Annotated in this window: 14 protein-coding genes and 1 other annotated feature (1 of these 15 running past the window's edge); all 14 genes read right to left on the bottom strand. The window is 43.0% G+C overall.

Annotated elements, in window-relative coordinates:
* Position 1: 1 nt before the first annotated feature.
* The 14 genes from pyrE to ileS all read right to left on the bottom strand — a co-directional run bounded on the left by pyrE (position 2) and on the right by ileS (position 16,922).
* Positions 2 to 646 carry an orotate phosphoribosyltransferase gene (gene pyrE, locus AA980_RS02425; RefSeq protein ID WP_024030182.1) on the bottom strand — a complete coding sequence of 215 codons (645 nt, stop codon included), beginning with the start codon at positions 644 to 646 and terminating at the stop codon, positions 2 to 4.
* A complete protein-coding gene (pyrF, locus tag AA980_RS02420; RefSeq protein WP_024030181.1) occupies positions 643 to 1,359 on the bottom strand; it encodes an orotidine-5'-phosphate decarboxylase in 717 nt (238 codons plus the stop codon). Before pyrF ends, pyrE begins: the two co-directional genes overlap by 4 nt.
* A complete protein-coding gene (locus AA980_RS02415; protein ID WP_024030180.1) occupies positions 1,331 to 2,272 on the bottom strand; it encodes a dihydroorotate dehydrogenase in 942 nt (313 codons plus the stop codon). The genes pyrF and AA980_RS02415 overlap by 29 nt, the downstream gene beginning before the upstream one ends.
* On the bottom strand, positions 2,269 to 3,039 hold the full coding sequence (locus AA980_RS02410; protein WP_328586717.1) for a dihydroorotate dehydrogenase electron transfer subunit: 771 nt from the start codon (positions 3,037 to 3,039) through the stop codon (positions 2,269 to 2,271). The genes AA980_RS02415 and AA980_RS02410 overlap by 4 nt, the downstream gene beginning before the upstream one ends.
* The gene (gene carB / locus AA980_RS02405) at positions 3,039 to 6,245 is read right to left on the bottom strand and encodes a carbamoyl-phosphate synthase large subunit (RefSeq protein ID WP_024030178.1); all 3,207 of its coding nucleotides are present in this window, start codon (positions 6,243 to 6,245) and stop codon (positions 3,039 to 3,041) included. The genes AA980_RS02410 and carB overlap by 1 nt, the downstream gene beginning before the upstream one ends.
* A complete protein-coding gene (locus tag AA980_RS02400) occupies positions 6,224 to 7,330 on the bottom strand; it encodes a carbamoyl phosphate synthase small subunit (protein ID WP_024030177.1) in 1,107 nt (368 codons plus the stop codon). The genes carB and AA980_RS02400 overlap by 22 nt, the downstream gene beginning before the upstream one ends.
* A gap of 4 nt (positions 7,331 to 7,334) precedes the next feature.
* Entirely contained in the window at positions 7,335 to 8,612 is a 1,278-nt protein-coding gene (locus tag AA980_RS02395) for a dihydroorotase (protein WP_024030176.1), read from the bottom strand.
* Positions 8,572 to 9,516 carry an aspartate carbamoyltransferase catalytic subunit gene (locus tag AA980_RS02390; protein WP_024030175.1) on the bottom strand — a complete coding sequence of 315 codons (945 nt, stop codon included), beginning with the start codon at positions 9,514 to 9,516 and terminating at the stop codon, positions 8,572 to 8,574. The genes AA980_RS02395 and AA980_RS02390 overlap by 41 nt, the downstream gene beginning before the upstream one ends.
* A 150-nt stretch (positions 9,517 to 9,666) precedes the next feature.
* Positions 9,667 to 10,977: a solute carrier family 23 protein gene (locus AA980_RS02385; protein WP_024030174.1), complete on the bottom strand. Its 1,311-nt coding sequence runs from the start codon at positions 10,975 to 10,977 to the stop codon at positions 9,667 to 9,669.
* A 154-nt stretch (positions 10,978 to 11,131) separates the two neighbouring features.
* The gene (gene pyrR, locus AA980_RS02380) at positions 11,132 to 11,671 is read right to left on the bottom strand and encodes a bifunctional pyr operon transcriptional regulator/uracil phosphoribosyltransferase PyrR (RefSeq protein ID WP_034724803.1); all 540 of its coding nucleotides are present in this window, start codon (positions 11,669 to 11,671) and stop codon (positions 11,132 to 11,134) included.
* Between the two features lie 363 nt (positions 11,672 to 12,034).
* Positions 12,035 to 12,946 carry an RluA family pseudouridine synthase gene (locus AA980_RS02375; protein WP_024030988.1) on the bottom strand — a complete coding sequence of 304 codons (912 nt, stop codon included), beginning with the start codon at positions 12,944 to 12,946 and terminating at the stop codon, positions 12,035 to 12,037.
* The gene (gene lspA, locus AA980_RS02370; protein WP_034725227.1) at positions 12,918 to 13,430 is read right to left on the bottom strand and encodes a signal peptidase II; all 513 of its coding nucleotides are present in this window, start codon (positions 13,428 to 13,430) and stop codon (positions 12,918 to 12,920) included. Before lspA ends, AA980_RS02375 begins: the two co-directional genes overlap by 29 nt.
* Positions 13,431 to 13,626: 196 nt before the next feature.
* The gene (locus tag AA980_RS02365) at positions 13,627 to 13,911 is read right to left on the bottom strand and encodes a hypothetical protein (RefSeq protein ID WP_024030990.1); all 285 of its coding nucleotides are present in this window, start codon (positions 13,909 to 13,911) and stop codon (positions 13,627 to 13,629) included.
* Positions 13,912 to 14,150: 239 nt separating this feature from the next.
* Positions 14,151 to 16,922, bottom strand: a complete 2,772-nt coding sequence (gene ileS / locus AA980_RS02360) for an isoleucine--tRNA ligase (RefSeq protein WP_024026915.1) — start codon at positions 16,920 to 16,922, stop codon at positions 14,151 to 14,153.
* 73 nt (positions 16,923 to 16,995) lie between these two features.
* Positions 16,996 to 17,084: a binding site (T-box leader), on the bottom strand; it runs 155 nt beyond the window's last position.

Raw genomic sequence — 17,084 nt, 5'->3', positions numbered from 1 at the left:
TTTATTTATTTGTTATGTCTTCTTTTTGCCTCCAATTAGCTGGGTCCTTCCTCCATAACAGCAGGCTATCCTGATCCTCTGCGCTGACATAGCCTTTTGAAATGGCTACTTCTATTAATGTTGGAAAATCTGTTAGTGAGAGACTCTTAATTTCTTCCTCGAGAAGTGACTGCCTTCCCTTTTCAAGCCCATAAGTAAAAATTGAGACAACTCCAAGCACGTCACAGCCTGCTTCTCTTAATGCCTGCACAGCTGTAATCACACTGCCGCCAGTTGAAATTAAATCTTCAACAACAACGACCTTTTGCCCAGCTGCCACACTGCCCTCAATTTGATTGCCCTTGCCATGCCCCTTCGCCTTGGAGCGAACGTAACACATCGGCAAGTTCAAAAGCTCGCTGACCCATGCCGCATGCGGAATTCCAGCTGTGGCAGTACCTGCGATAACTTCTGCATCCGGAAGGTTTTCGAGAATGAGATCTCTTAATCCGTTTGCAATCTCCCTTCTAACCTCAGGATACGAGAGAGTTAAGCGGTTATCACAATAAATCGGTGAATTTAGTCCTGATGTCCAGGTAAACGGAGCTTGCGGCCGTAATGCTACAGCATTGATTTCTAATAGTTTTTCAGCAATTATCTGTTTCATTTATGTACTCCCCTCCAGGCATTCATCCATTGTTCATAGCTTCTCACCGGATCAGCTGACCGTGTAATCGAACGTCCCACAACAATTGCACTTACTCCCGACCGCCTTGCAAATTCAGGAGTAGCGACGCGTTTTTGGTCACCAACTTGATCAGATTCCATTCTGATTCCCGGGCAAACGGTTAAGAATGAGCTTCCTGCTTGCGAATGAATCGATTCAGATTCCCGTGCTGAGCAGACTACTCCATCTAATCCAGCATTCTTTGCCAGCGAAGCATAATGGAGCACGGATTCATCCAATGTAACGGGAATCAGCTGCTCACAATTCATCTGCTCCTGTGAGGTGCTGGTTAATTGGGTTACAGCGATGCAATTTGGACGTTCTCGACCGGTTGCCGTACCTGCTTCTAGTCCTTCTAAAGCCGATTGCATCATTTCTCTTCCTCCAGCGGCATGGACATTGACGAGATCACATTCCATTCGTGCCAGCCCCTTCATCGCACTTCTCACCGTGTTCGGAATATCATGAAGCTTTAAATCAAGAAAAATTTGATGCCCCTTTTCTTTTAATAGATGAACAATCGCAGGACCCTCCTTGTAAAATAGCTCCATGCCAACCTTTAGAAAAAGCCGTCTTTCTTCAAACGGTGCCAAAAACCGTTCTGCTTCGCTTTTGTTAGCAAAATCAAGCGCGATGATAAGCGAGTTGTCCATGCTGATTCCAGCTCCTTCCCCTGCATTCACTGATGTGTTCGAACCCTAATTTTTTTAAAAGCACCGGCAGTTCTTCAATGATGGTTGGACAAACTAATGGATCAACGAAATTTGCGGTTCCTACTGCGACAGCACTTGCCCCTGCATAAAAATACTCGATGACATCCTCGGCGGACTGAACACCGCCCATTCCGATAATCGGAATCGAGACAGCTTGACTTACCTCATAAATCATCCGAATCGCCACCGGTTTAATCGCCGGACCGGATAGTCCGCCAGTTATGTTGGCTAAAATCGGTTTCCCAGTTTTTAAATCAAGCCTCATCCCGACTAGAGTGTTAATCATTGTTAAACCATCAGCACCGCCATCTTCCACTGCCTTTGCCATTTCGACAATATTAGTGACATTCGGCGATAGCTTCACATAAACCGGGACCCGAGAGACCTCTTTTACCTTCCGTGTCAATTGCTTGGCAACCTCGGGGATTGTTCCAAACGCAATCCCCCCGGTTTTTACGTTAGGACAGGAAATATTTAATTCCAATGCATGAACATTCCCTGCCTTCGATATTTCCCTTGCAACCGAGACATAGTCCTCTTCAAGGGAACCCGCAACATTTGCAATGATTGGAACATCATACTGGGATAACCATGGCAATTCCTCTGAGATTACTTTTTTAAGTCCGGGATTTTGTAGACCGATGGCGTTGAGCATTCCTGCATCCGTTTCGGCAACTCTTGGAGTTGGATTGCCAAATCTCGGTTCAACTGTTGTCGCTTTAATCATGATGGCACCAAGTTTACTTAAATCATAAAACTGGCTGTATTCCCTGCCAAATCCGAAACAACCTGAGGCTGGCATAATAGGATTTTTCAGCTTTAAACCAGGTAATTCAACATGTAAACGGTTCATATCAATACCTCCCCGGCACGAAATACTGGCCCATCACTGCAAACCTTTTTATAGGAAACCCCCGATGGGTCATCTGCCAATCTACAAACACAAGCAAAGCAAGCCCCAATTCCGCAGCCCATTCGCTCCTCTAATGATAAAAATAGCTTTTTATCAGAATAATGCTGTTCAAGCGCTTTTAACATTGAAGTTGGTCCGCAAGCATAAATACATTCGAATCGTAAATTTCCCATTACATCCGTTACAAAACCTTGTATTCCATACGTGCCATCAACCGTTGTCACGTATGTTTCACCATTTTTCAAAAATTCCTGTTCATAAAAAACGGCTGATTCCGTTTGAAATCCAAGAACGTGAATAACATTTACCCCTTTGGCCACTAGCTGCTTTGATAGTTCAAATAGTGGCGGCACACCAATCCCGCCGCCAACAAGCAACGCTGTCTCTTCACTGCTTACTTCCTCAATGGGAAAGCCGTTTCCTAACGGACCCAGGATATCAAGCTCCATCCCCGGTTCCATTTTCGCAAGCAGCGACGTCCCCCTGCCTTCCTTGCGGTAAATCATCGTAAACTGTTCGTTCTCTTGATCAAATGACGAAATGCTGATTGGTCTTCGCAAAAGCGGATCCAGGGCATTGGCAGCCTTAATATGAACAAACTGCCCTGGCTGTTTGATTTGACTTACCAAGCATGCTTTCACTGTCAGTTCAAAAATGTCCTCGGCGATTTCCGTTTGACTGATGATTGGGCAAAATTCTTTTTGGATCATTTGAGGACTTCCTCCTTATTTTCAACACCCATTGCTTCTGCGGAAAAATTCATCGACTCGATTACTTTTAAGATTGCATCTGCAGTGTCTAATGAAGTTAAACATGGAACTCCATTTTCAACAGCGCCACGGCGAATTCTAAATCCGTCCCTCTCCGGCTGTTTTCCTTTTGTTAAGGTGTTAATAATGAATTGCGCTTCACCACTTTGAATCACATCCAGTAGTGTCTGACCATCCGAGCCGATTTTCCCAACAACCTTTACCTTCAAACCAGCAGACTCGAGCACCCCAGCAGTCCCGCTTGTTGCCATTAGGCGGTATCCATTTGCCGCAAACCTCAAGGCAAGCTTTAAGGCTTCTTCTTTATCTTTGTCAGCCACTGTAAATAACACAGTGCCAAACCTCTGAATATTCATCCCCGAAGCAATCAAACCTTTATATAGTGCTTTTTCAAGTGTCAAATCCTTACCCATTACCTCGCCGGTTGATTTCATTTCCGGTCCGAGTGTAATGTCAACGCTTTTTAACTTAGCAAATGAAAAAACCGGAACCTTGACAAACACACCATTTTTTTCAGGAATTAGACCTGCTGGATAACCTTGGTCTGTCAAGGAAACGCCTAAAATCGCTTTTGTCGCAATTTTTGCCATCGGGACATTCGTAATTTTGCTTAAAAACGGAACAGTTCGACTTGACCTCGGATTTACTTCCAGGACAAGTACTTGGTTTTCTGATACCACATACTGAATGTTTAACAGCCCGACAATATTTAGTCCTAAAGCTAATTTTTCTGTATATTCAACGAGTGTTTGTTTAACTGATTCTGAGAGTGTCTGCGGCGGATAGACAGCGATTGAATCGCCGGAGTGTACGCCGGCCCGTTCTATATGTTCCATAATTCCTGGAATTAAAACATGTTCACCGTCACAAACGGCATCTACTTCGACTTCTTTCCCTGTTAAATAACGGTCAATCAAGACAGGGTGTTCCGGATTGATTTTAACTGCATTTTCCATATAATAAAGTAACTCTTGCTTTTGATAGACAATCTCCATTGCCCGGCCGCCAAGGACGTATGAGGGACGGACTAATACCGGATAACCGATTTCTTCGGCAATTACAATGGCTTCTTCCACCGACAAGGCCGTTTTGCCCAGCGGCTGCGGAATATGTAACCTTTCGAGCGCTTGTTCAAATTTATCCCTGTCTTCCGCACCGTCCAAAGCCTCTAAACTTGTACCCAAAATGTTAACCCCATTTTCTGCAAGCTCGGCAGCAAGATTGATTGCCGTCTGCCCGCCAAACTGAACGACCACGCCAATTGGTTGTTCCATTTCGACGATAGGCATTACATCCTCAAGCGTCAGCGGCTCAAAGTAAAGTTTATCGGAAATACTGAAATCAGTTGAGACGGTTTCCGGATTGTTGTTAATAATAATCGCCTCATAGCCGGCTTCTTTAATGGCCTTCACCGAATGGACGGTCGCATAATCAAACTCAATCCCTTGGCCGATGCGGATTGGACCAGAGCCCAGAACAATCACACTTTTTCTATCTGTCACAAGCGATTCGTTCTCCTCCTCATAGGTGCCATAGTAATACGGTGTTTCACTCACGAATTCAGCAGCACACGTATCGACCATTTTATAAACCGGGAGAATGCCAACATCCTTGCGAAAAGCGAATATTTCCTGCTCACTCCTTTCCCAAAGCTCAGCAATTTTTTTATCAGAAAATCCCTTTTGCTTCACTTCATAAAGAAGTTCCCTGTCAAATGGGCGGGCTGCTAGCTCGGCTTCATGTTCAATGATCCCTGCCATTTTCTTCAAGAAAAATAGATCGATTTTGCTCCATTGATGAATAGTTTCAATTGATATTCCTCGCTTCAAGCTTTCGGCAATATAAAAGAGCCGCTCATCCCCTGCTTTATGAATCCGTTTTTCGAGGAGCTCATCATCAATTTCCTCTGCCCCAGTCAATTCGAAATGACAGACACCGGCATCAAGAGATCGAATGGCTTTTAACAGCGATTCCTCAAACGTCCGGCCAATGGCCATAACTTCTCCCGTTGCCTTCATTTGCGTTCCAAGATAACGGTTTCCCGATTCAAATTTATCAAATGGCCAGCGGGGAATTTTCGTCACAATATAGTCGAGTGCCGGTTCGAAACAGGCATAGGTTTTTCCTGTAACCGGATTAATCATCTCATCAAGTGTTAAGCCAACAGCAATTTTGGCAGCAAGCTTGGCAATTGGGTAGCCTGTTGCTTTCGATGCAAGGGCAGATGAACGGCTTACCCGTGGGTTTACTTCGATTATATAATAGTTAAAGCTGACCGGATCTAAAGCGAGCTGGACGTTACAGCCTCCTTCAATTCCAAGTGCACGAATGATTTTAAGTGAAACATTTCTTAACAGCTGATATTCTCGGTCACTCAAGGTTTGGCTTGGTGCGACAACTATCGAGTCACCTGTATGAACGCCAACCGGGTCGATGTTTTCCATGTTGCAAACCACTATCGCATTATCATTGGCATCACGCATGACCTCGTATTCGATTTCCTTATAGCCTGCGATACTTTTTTCAAGCAGGCATTGATGAACAGGGCTGTTCTTTAATCCGGATGAAACGATTCCTTCTAATTCTCCCAGATTGTGACAAATCCCTCCGCCAGTTCCCCCAAGGGTAAAGGCCGGACGGACAATGACTGGGAAACCAATCTTTTCAACAAAAGCTGCAGCTTCTTTAAACTCGTGGATAATTTCGCTATCCGGAATTGGCTCCCCTAGCTCATTCATTAAGCTGCGGAATAAGTCTCTGTCTTCTGCTTGTTTAATCGCGGAAAGCTTTGTGCCTACTATTTCGACTTCACACTCTTGTAGTACGCCTGAATTTGCCAGCTCCACAGCAAGATTAAGGCCTGTTTGACCACCCAATGTTGCTAAAAGTGCATCTGGACGTTCCTTGCGGATGATTCGGCTGACAAATTCGACTGTGAGCGGTTCAATATAAACGGCATCGGCGATTTCCGTATCGGTCATAATCGTCGCCGGATTCGAGTTTACCAGAATGACCCGATACCCTTCTTCTTTCAGGGCGATGCATGCCTGGGTGCCGGCATAGTCAAATTCCGCCGCCTGGCCGATAACAATTGGTCCTGAACCGATAACTAAAATGGAGTTTATATCTTTACGTTTTGGCATCGTACTATTCCCTCCTGTTTTTCAGCATCAATCATGGCAAGAAACTGTTCAAATAAGCTGTTTGCATCTTCTGGTCCCGGGGAAGCCTCGGGATGATATTGAACTGTAAAGGCAGGGAAATCTAAATGTTGTAAGCCTTCTATCGTCCCATCATTTAGTGCGACATGTGTAATCGCTAATCGTGTTTGATGCAATGACTCTGTTTCCACCGTGTATCCATGATTTTGTGAAGTAATTGCAATTTTACCTGTAGCCAGATCCTTGACAGGATGGTTCGAACCTCGGTGGCCGAATTTCATTTTCACTGTGTTCGCACCGCAGGCAAGGGCAAATAATTGATGACCAAGGCATATTCCAAATATCGGAATGGTCCCCAGTACTTGTTTAATCATATGGATACCTTCCGGGACATCTTTGGGATCTCCCGGTCCATTTGAGAGCAGTATCCCGTCAGGAAGCAATTGGAAGATTTCATCTGCCGTTGTATGATATGGAACAACAACGACATCGCATCCACGTTTATTTAATTCTCGTAAAATTCCATGCTTCATGCCAAAGTCAACCAGGACAATTCTTTTCCCGCGCCCAGGGCTTGGGTATGAATTTTTTGTGGATACTGTTCTCACTTGATCAATCGGAAGTCTTGTTTGCCGTAATCTGCTTACTACTTCTAGCGGATCCCGCTCAATGCTGCAAATGGCTCCTTTTAAAGTTCCATGTTCACGGATAATCCTTGTTAATTTTCTCGTATCAATCCCAGAAATACCGGGGATTTTTTTCATTTTAAAATATTCATCGATAGTGAATTCACTACGCCAGTTCGAAGGGTAATCAGTCACTTCCTTGACAATCAATCCTTTCACAGCAGGATTAATCGATTCAAAATCATCGCGGTTTACTCCGTAATTTCCGATTAAAGGATAGGTGAGCATGACAATTTGCCCGCAATAGGAAGGGTCGGAAAGAATCTCCTGATAGCCTGTCATCCCTGTATTAAATACGATTTCACCCATTGTATCCATATGACCGCCAAAGCCGTCACCGATAAAAATCGTTCCATCCTCTAAAATAAGCTGTGCTTTCATGCTATTACACTCCCTTTTCCCAAACTATCTGCCCGTCAGCAATCGTCATTTCCGGCCAGCCCTTACATTTCCAGCCAGCAAATGGGGTGTTTTTCCCTTTAGATAGAAATCCGGATGGATCAATTTCTCGCTCTTTATTCAGATTCAACAGAACGAAATCAGCGCGAGCCCCCACTTCCAATTTTCCATACGGCAGGGCAAAACTTTTGGCAGGCTTCAGCGTTAAAAAGCCAATTAACTCTTCAAGCGAAATAATATTTTTTAACACTAAATGTGTATACAGGAGCGGGAAGGCTGTCTCTAAACCGACAATGCCAAACGGTGCCAATTCCATTCCTTCACTTTTTTCTTCAAGTGTGTGTGGTGCATGATCGGTGGCGATGAAATCAATTGTGCCATCAAGCAGGCCTTCAATTAAGGCAGCACGATCAGTTGCATCCCTAAGCGGAGGATTCATCTTAAAGTTGGCGTCAAGTCCTGGAATATCATCCTGCGTTAGTAATAAATGGTGCGGGGTGACTTCCGCAGTGACATGAATTCCTGCACGCTTGGCATCCCTTATTATCCGGACAGACTCCTTCGTACTGACATGGCATACATGGTAATGACAGCCTGCTGCCTCAGCAAGCAGCACATCTCTGGCAATCTGGACCGATTCACATACAGATGGGATTCCATTTAATCCATGCTTTTCTGAGAAAGAACCCTCATGGACACAACCTTTATTAATCAGCAAATTTTCTTCACAATGGGCAACAATTGCCATATTTGCCTTTGCTGCCTTACGCATTGCTGCTAGCATCTTATCCGCCGACTGAATCCCAACTCCATCATCGGTAAAAGCGAAAGCACCCGCTTCTTTGAGTGCCTCAAAGTCTGTCAATTCCTTGCCAAGCTGTCTCGTCGTAATTGATGCATACGGTAAAACCCTCACATGAGCTGTCTCCCGAATCCTCTTTTGCAAGTCCTCCATATTGTTTATGGTGTCAGGCACCGGTCTCGTATTCGGCATGGCAGCAACTGTTGTAAATCCTCCCCTTGCTGCAGCTAGAGTTCCGGATGCAATTGTCTCTTTCTTTTCTCCACCAGGCTCGCGCAGGTGGACATGCAAGTCGATAAATCCCGGTGAAACCAACATTCCCGTTGCATCCACTTTTCTTTCCACATCTGCCTCAATCTTCTTTTCTATTTCCGTAATAATCCCGTTTTCTATTAAAATATTTGTCTGATCTTTTTCTCCATTAAATGCTATGTAATTTGCGTTCTGAATAAGCAGCTTCATATTGATTTCCTCCCATTAAGCTTTCAATTGACCGTTTTAAGGCAGCCATTCTGACATAAACACCGTTTTCCATTTGCTTAAAGATTCTTGACCGTTTGCATTCTACCAAGCTATCAGCAATTTCCACATTCCGGTTTACCGGAGCTGGATGCATAATAATGCTGTTTGGCTTCATTTGCCCTTCCCTTTCTAATGTGAGGCCAAATTGGTTATGATACTCGGAAGCGGTAAAGCTTCCCTTCCTTTGATGACGTTCATGCTGAACCCTTAGCAGCATAACTACATCGGCTTCCCTGATTGCTTCATCAATTGGTCTATATTTTGCTGATTGCAAACTGTGGTTATCAAACCATTCTTCCGGCCCAGAAAAAATGACCTCTGCTCCGAGTCTTGTTAAAGCATCAGCATTTGACCGTGCTACCCTGCTGTGGCTGATATCGCCAATAATCGCAATTTTCAAGCCCTCAAACCGGCCGAACTCCTGCTGGATTGTTAATAGATCAAGGAGCGACTGTGTTGGATGATGACCACAGCCATCCCCGCCATTAAGAATTGGGATATTAACTTTTCCAACTAGTTCATCAAAATATCGATCCTGCCCATGGCGAATGACGATTGCATTGACACCAATCGCTTCCAATGTTTTGACAGTATCGTAGAGCGTTTCCCCTTTTTGGACACTTGAGGTTTCCACTTCAAACGGAATAACCCCTAACCCTAATCTTCTTTCCGCTACTTCGAAACTGCATTTTGTTCTTGTGCTGTTTTCAAAAAATAGGTTTGCCGTAAACATTTGCTGTTCCGTCCTCCAGGTCATTCCTTTCGAAAACCTTCTCGCATCTTCAAGTAGTTGATAAATTTCCTCCACCTTTAATTCGTTCGTAGTAAGTAAATGATGTAACATCCCTCTCCCACTCCTTCCTTAGCATTAAAAAATGCACCCTAATATCTTGCTATCAGGGTGCATTGATCCAAACCTAAACCATTCTTAACAGACTGGTTCAGGTCTAACACCCTTGTAAGCCTCTCTGGACTTAGTTAAAAGGTTTCTTTATTATGCTGTTTTCTGTTTTTCTTTCGTTTCCTCTTCCAAGATGTTTTCAGTCACCGGCTGCCGGCCAGGAAGAATTAGATTTAACACGACACCTAAGATTGCTGCTAAGGCCATCCCTTGAATTTGGATATCTTTAAATGGCAGCTTGAGAATAGCTCCGCCAAGTCCGATGACAAGAATAACTGATGAAATGACGAGGTTACGTTTATCATCAAAATCAATTTTACTATCGACTAACATTCGTAATCCTGAAGAAGCGATAATTCCAAACAATAGGATGGAGACACCACCCATAACCGGTGTCGGAATCGTCCCAATTAACGCTGTTATTTTTCCAATGAAACCGAAGATAACCGCTAAAACTGCTGCACCTGCCAGCACGTATACACTGTAGACACGGGTAATTGCCAAGACGCCGATATTTTCACCGTAAGTTGTTTTTGGTGGACCGCCGACAAATGCTGAAATAATCGTTGCTGTTCCGTCTCCAAGGATGGAACGATGCAAGCCTGGTTCCTTAATATAATCACGTCCTACTACCTTACTAAGGATTAACTGGTGGCCGATATGTTCCGAAATGGTTACCACTGCGACAGGTACCATTAACCAGAAAATATCCCATGTAAATTTCACCTTATAGCTGACAAATGGGATGATAAATTCCGGCATTTCCAACCAACCAGCTTTCATTACCGGTCCAAAATCAACGATTCCCACCATTAACGAGTAAAGATAACCAACGATAATTCCTGCTAATATTGGGATAATGCTTAATATTTTTTTTGCAAAAATCGAGAAGATAATAGTTGCCGCAAGTGTAACAAGAGCTGCAGAGAAATGAAGAATGCTGTACTTTCCTGCAGGGTTATTCATCGCCATACTAAGTGCTGTTGGGGCTACGGACAAGCCAATAACAATGATAACCGGCCCAACTACAATCGGAGGCAATAATTTCATGATCCAGCGGTAACCCGCCTTACAGATGATCAGTGCAATAATCCCATATACAAGACCAGCAAGGAAGGTTCCAACCATTGCCGCACTTGGTCCCCCTGCTTCGTTGAGTAGTTTAATTGGAATAATATAGGCAAATGACGATCCTAGATAGGCCGGGACTTTCCCTTTTGTTATTAATAAAAATGCCAAGGTGCCAAGTCCGCTGGAGATTAATGCAATCGCGGGGCTTAGGCCGACAAGGTATGGAACAAGGATGGTTGCCCCAAACATGGAGAACAAGTGCTGAATGCTTAATGTCAGCCATTGACCCGGTTTTGGAATCTCGTTTACGTCTAAAATTGGTTTGTTAGTCATTCTAATTTCCCCCGAATTCATTATTTTTTTTAATAAAAAAACCCTCTTTGACCATGAAGGCACAAAGAGGGTTAGAAATTGCCGCACCTAAATAAAATGAACGGCTTTTTCCCCTTTGTCAGCCTCACGGGACTGCATTTAAAAGGGCTGCTATTTATTTTTCAAAAATACTTACTTGATCCACCTTATCAACTTCTGCCAGCTCAACCACGATTTTTTCGTCACTTGATGTTGGGATATTTTTCCCTACATAATCAGCACGAATTGGCAGTTCACGATGACCGCGGTCCACTAAAACTGCAAGCTGGATTCCTGCCGGGCGCCCAAGATCCATAAGGGCATCAAGTCCGGCTCTCACCGTCCTGCCTGTATACAATACATCGTCAACAAGAATGACTTTTTTGTTGCTGATTTCAACCGGAATATCAGAACCTTTAACAAGTGGTTCCTGATTCTCAGTTTTCTTCGTTAAATCATCCCGATAAAGAGTAATATCTAATTCACCAACAGGAACCGATTTCCCCTCAATATCAGCAATTTTTGCTGCAAGGCGGTCGGCCAGATAAATTCCTCTTGTCCGTATTCCAACAAGAACACACTCTTCTATCCCTTTATTTTTCTCGATAATTTGATGGGCAATTCGGGTTAATGCCCTGCCGATAGCCTGCTCATCAAGGACAATTGCTTTTTGCAATCCGCAACACCTTCTTTTTAAAAATAAGGCTCTGTTAAAAGTGAATGTTGATTTCCATTCCAGGCGCTTCGCTTTCCGCGGGCGGTGAGCCNTATAGCGCCTGCGGGGTCTCACCTGTCCCGCTGCTCCCGCAGGAGTCTCGCGCCTTCCACTCCAATCAACATTGTGCTCAAAATCAACAATGTGTTTTAACACAGCCAAAAATAAAAAACCTCTCACCGGTTTTGGCGAGAGGCGGACATGTTAATTTTAAGATATAGGCATAGTCCGCCTACAATCTTTAACCGTTTCCTTCTCAGCCTCACGGGACCGAATTAAAGGCATATTCAACTATCGTTATCTTACTGTAATTTTTGACTTCCGTCAATTACTTTTTCGCAATTGCTCAAGCAAACGTTCGATATCATCAGGAAGCGGTGCTTCGAATTCTAAATATTCACCAGATCTTGGGTGAATAAATCCAAGCACACCTGCATGCAATGCCTGTCCGTCAATATCCAAGGTTTTTTTCGGCCCATACTTTGGATCGCCAGCGAGCGGGTAGCCGATGTATTTCATATGAACACGGATTTGATGCGTTCTTCCTGTTTCCAATTGGCACTCGACGAAGGTAAAGTCCTTAAAGCGTTCCAACACCTGAAAATGGGTAACCGCATGTTTTCCGTTATCAACGACCGTCATACTTTGACGGTCTTTTGTATCTCTGCCAAGCGGGGCATCAATTGTTCCAAAGTCATGTGGAATGACACCGTGGACGATTGCTTTATATTTTCGCGTAACGGTTTTTTCAACTAATTGATTGACTAAGCTTTCATGAGCCATGTCGTTTTTAGCGACCATTAACAGACCTGTTGTGTCCTTGTCAATGCGATGAACAATCCCGGGTCTTAATACCCCATTGATACCAGATAAATCCTTACAATGGGCCATTAAACCGTTAACAAGTGTCCCTGTCATATGTCCAGGAGCGGGATGAACGACCATCCCCCTTGGTTTATTGACAACCAAGACATCTTTGTCTTCATAATAAATTTCCAAATTCAATTCTTCCGGAATCACATCCAACTCTTCTGGCTCCGGAATTGTAATTTCAATTTGATCATTTACACTGCATTTATAATTGGTTTTTACCATTTGTCCATTAACAAGGATATGCCCATCTTTAATCCATTGCTGAACCTGTGTTCGTGACCATTCTTCATCAAGCCCCGAGAGTACCTTATCAATACGGTCTCCCTTTTGCTCCTCAAGAATGATGTGTTCCATTGTCTCCATTTAATTTCTCCTTTGATTCTCTTTCATCCCGCAGCATTTGTATCATCAACATAATTACACCAATCACTAAAGCTGAATCCGCAATATTAAAGACCGGAAAATTATAGCCAAAAATATAGGTGTGGATAAAGTCGACGACTTCTTTGTGAATCACACGGTCTATGAAATTTCCGATTGCACCGCCTAGCATAAAAGCAAGAGATACCCCTAGGAGCCGTTTGCCCTTCGCTGCTTTATAGATATAATACATGATTGCGGCAATAACAACGATTGTAATAACATAAAAAAGCCACATTTGACCTTGTAGGATTCCCCATGCAGCTCCTTGATTGCGATGAGAAGTAATGTACAAAACATTATCAATAATCGTAATGCTTTCTCCTTGATGCATGTTGTGAACAATTAACCATTTCGTACCCTGATCTAATAAAATAACAAAAAGAGCGATTAAGTAGTAATAAAACACTAAGAAATACCTCCACATCAGCCAATACTTATGTCTAGTTCCAGCGCCTAGGGGCTCGGGTCATAAGCCAATCCGTCAAAAAGGCTAAAAAGCAGCCTTCTCGCCGGCACGTCTTACGCTTGTCGCCACTGAACAAGGCGCTTCCACTTTTCTTACTTCTTAAGCATTTTAGCATACTTTTTCGCGAAACGACAATGAAACATGATAAAAAAGACTAGTGGAGCGACTTTTTGTAATATATTTCTAAATCATCGGAATCCTTTATTGTTTTTAAAGTGGGGATTATTTTTAATAAATCATCTGGCAAAAACTCTCCAGAAATTTCACATTGTCCAAAATTTCCTTGTTCAAATTTTTTTAAAGCTGCATCAATGTCGGCAAGTTCTTCTTTCAAAATCGATGTCAGCCAATCGGGCTTTTGTTTGTTTTTTAATGAATTTTCGATTTCTAATTGGGTTATACGGAGTTCCAAAAACAGCTCTTCCTGCATGGCATTCATAGTGCTATTACCTCCGTTAATCATTTGTCTTATTATATCCGGTCAAGAATTACTGACACGGGAAAACATTTGACATCAACAACAACAATTAACGAAAGAGGATAATTAATGAAAAAGCCCCAAGCAAATAGCTTGGGACTTCTTCTTAGCCGATAGGAAAGTATAACTTTCCTATCAGGCATAAGTGCAACTACGCCTCTGTCTTCGCCCTAACGGGCTCGCCAATCGGCGAGTTTTCTTTATGCTAAGTGTGAATAATTTTCTTTTACAACTTCGGCACAACGAGGGCAAAGTGTTGAATGCTCTGAATCTTGCCCAATCTCTGTTGAAACAATCCAGCAGCGTTCACATGTTTCACCTTCTGCTTTGGTCACAACAATAGCTGAAGTCTCTAATTTTAGCGCGTTTTCAGGAGCCTCATTGTATGTTCCAGCCACTTCAAAGCCTGAGACGATAAACAGTTGTTTCAAGTTTTCTTCAATTGAATCTAAAAGTGCCTTCGTTTTCTCATTAACATATAGGGAAACTTTTGCTGTTAACGATTTTCCAATTACTTTTCCATTTCGAGCTTCTTCGAGTGCTTTTAAGACATCATCACGAAGGTTCATGAATGCAGTCCATTTTTCTTCAAGTGCTTTTGCACCCGCTAACTCCTGATATTCTGGAAGGTCGGTTAATTGGACACTTTCTTCAGTAACAGAAGGAATGAATTTCCATACTTCATCAGCTGTATGAGAAAGAATCGGTGAAACTAATTTTGTTAACGCTAGTAATGATTCATATAAAACGGTTTGAATCGCACGGCGCTCGTGATGGTTAACCGCTTCAATGTATAAAACGTCTTTGGCAAAATCAAGATAAAAAGCACTTAGGTCAAGTGTACAGAAATTATTGACCGCGTGATAAATACCTGCAAACTCATAGTTTTCATAAGCATTACGAACATTTTTAATCAACTTATTTAATTTAACGAGCATAAATTGATCAACTTCACGTAAATCTTCATAAGCAACCCTATTCACTGCCGGATCAAAGTCAGCTAAGTTTCCAAGTAAGAAACGGAAGGTATTACGAATCTTACGATATACTTCGGCAACCTGTTTCAGGATGGCATCAGAAACACGAACATCCGCTTGATAATCAACGGACGCTACCCAAAGACGTAAAATATCAGCGCCTAATTGGTTCATAACCTTCGCCGGTACAACGACATTTCCAATCGATTTACTCATTTTTCTGCCTTCACCATCAAGGGCAAAGCCGTGGCTTAATACTCCTTTATACGGCGCTTCACCTGTTACGGCAACAGCAGTGGATAAAGACGAATTAAACCAGCCGCGATATTGGTCAGAACCTTCAAGATAAAGGTCCGCAGGACGAACTAAATCTTCTCTTTCAAGCAGAACAGCTTGATGGGAGGAACCGGAATCAAACCAAACATCCATGATATCTGTTTCTTTTGTAAATGTTCCGTTAGGACTTCCAGGATGGGTAAATCCTTCAGGAAGTAAATCCTTGGCTTCACGTTCAAACCAAATGTTTGATCCAAATTCACGGAATAAATTTGACACATGTTCGATTGTTTCATCGGTAATAATTTCTTTGCCATTTTCATCATAGAAAACAGGGATTGGAACACCCCATACCCGTTGACGAGAAATACACCAGTCGCCACGGTCGCGAACCATATTGAATAACCGTGTTTCACCCCAGGCCGGTACCCATTTCGTTTCTTTTACAGCTTCCAATAATTCATTTCGGAAATCCTTAATTGATGCGAACCATTGTGCTGTCGCACGGAAAATAACCGGTTTCTTCGTTCTCCAATCGTGCGGATAAGAGTGCGTAATAAACGAAAGCTTTAACAATGCATCTGCCTCTTCTAAGGCTTGCACAATCGGTTTGTTTGCCTTATCGTAGAATAATCCTTCGAAGCCTGGTGCCTCGCTGGTCATTACTCCTTTGTCGTCGACTGGGCAAAGTACTTCCAGGCCGTATTTTTGACCAACATAGAAGTCATCCTCCCCGTGACCCGGAGCAGTATGAACACAGCCTGTACCAGCGTCTGTCGTAACGTGTTCACCTAACATAACTAAAGAATCACGATCATATAACGGATGTGCCGCGACAATCTGTTCTAATTCCGCACCTTTGACCTTTTGGACAACTGTAACATCTTCCCAGCCAATTTCGTTCGTTACTGCTTCAAGAAGGGCTTCAGCCACTAAGAATTTGTTGCCATTTGCCGTAACGACCACATAGGTTAAGTCAGGATGAACAGAAATCCCTAAGTTTGCCGGAATTGTCCAAGGTGTTGTTGTCCAAATTACAATTTGGGTATCAGTATCAAGGACACCTTTCCCGTCTTTCACCTTAAAGCCAACATAGATGGATGCTGAGCGCTTATCTTGGTATTCAATTTCTGCCTCTGCAAGTGCAGATTCACTTGAAGGGGACCAATAAACCGGCTTTTTGCCTTTGTAAATATAGCCCTTTTTCGCCATTTCACCAAACACTTTAATTTGTTGTGCCTCGTATTCAGGCTTCAAGGTAATGTAAGGATTCTCCCAATCACCACGAACTCCGAGACGTTTAAATTGTGAGCGCTGATTATCAATTTGCTCGAGGGCATACTTCGTACAAAGCTCCCGGAATTCAGCCACCGTCATTTCTTTCCGTTTAACACCTTTATTGGTTAGAGCTTGTTCAATTGGCAGCCCGTGAGTATCCCAGCCAGGAACGTATGGAGCATGGAAGCCGCTCATTGATTTATAGCGGACAATCATATCTTTTAAAATTTTGTTAAGTGCATGGCCCATATGGATATCTCCGTTTGCGTATGGAGGTCCATCATGAAGGACAAACATCGGACGTCCTTTCGTCCGCTCTTGCACCTTTTGATAAATATTCATTTCTTCCCATTTCGCCTGAACCTCAGGTTCTCTTTGCGGCAAATTGCCTCGCATTGGAAATTCAGTTTTCGGCATTAATAACGTATCTTTGTATTCCATTTTTTCTTCCTCCTGTAATTCTATCATCTAACAGAATAGCCATTTAGAACAATAAAAAACCCTCTCATCCCTAAATAGGGACGAGAAGGTTTAATTCCCGCGGTACCACCCTGATAAATAGTACGGCACGAAAAACAGTACTATCCTCTTAACCATTCGTAA

Origin of the sequence: Neobacillus vireti (assembly GCF_001026695.1) — a bacterium.
In the GTDB taxonomy this organism is placed as follows: Bacteria; Bacillota; Bacilli; order Bacillales; family Cytobacillaceae; genus Neobacillus; species Neobacillus vireti.
Note: the sequence above shows the minus strand (reverse complement) of the source record. Positions and strands in the feature narration are given on the sequence as shown.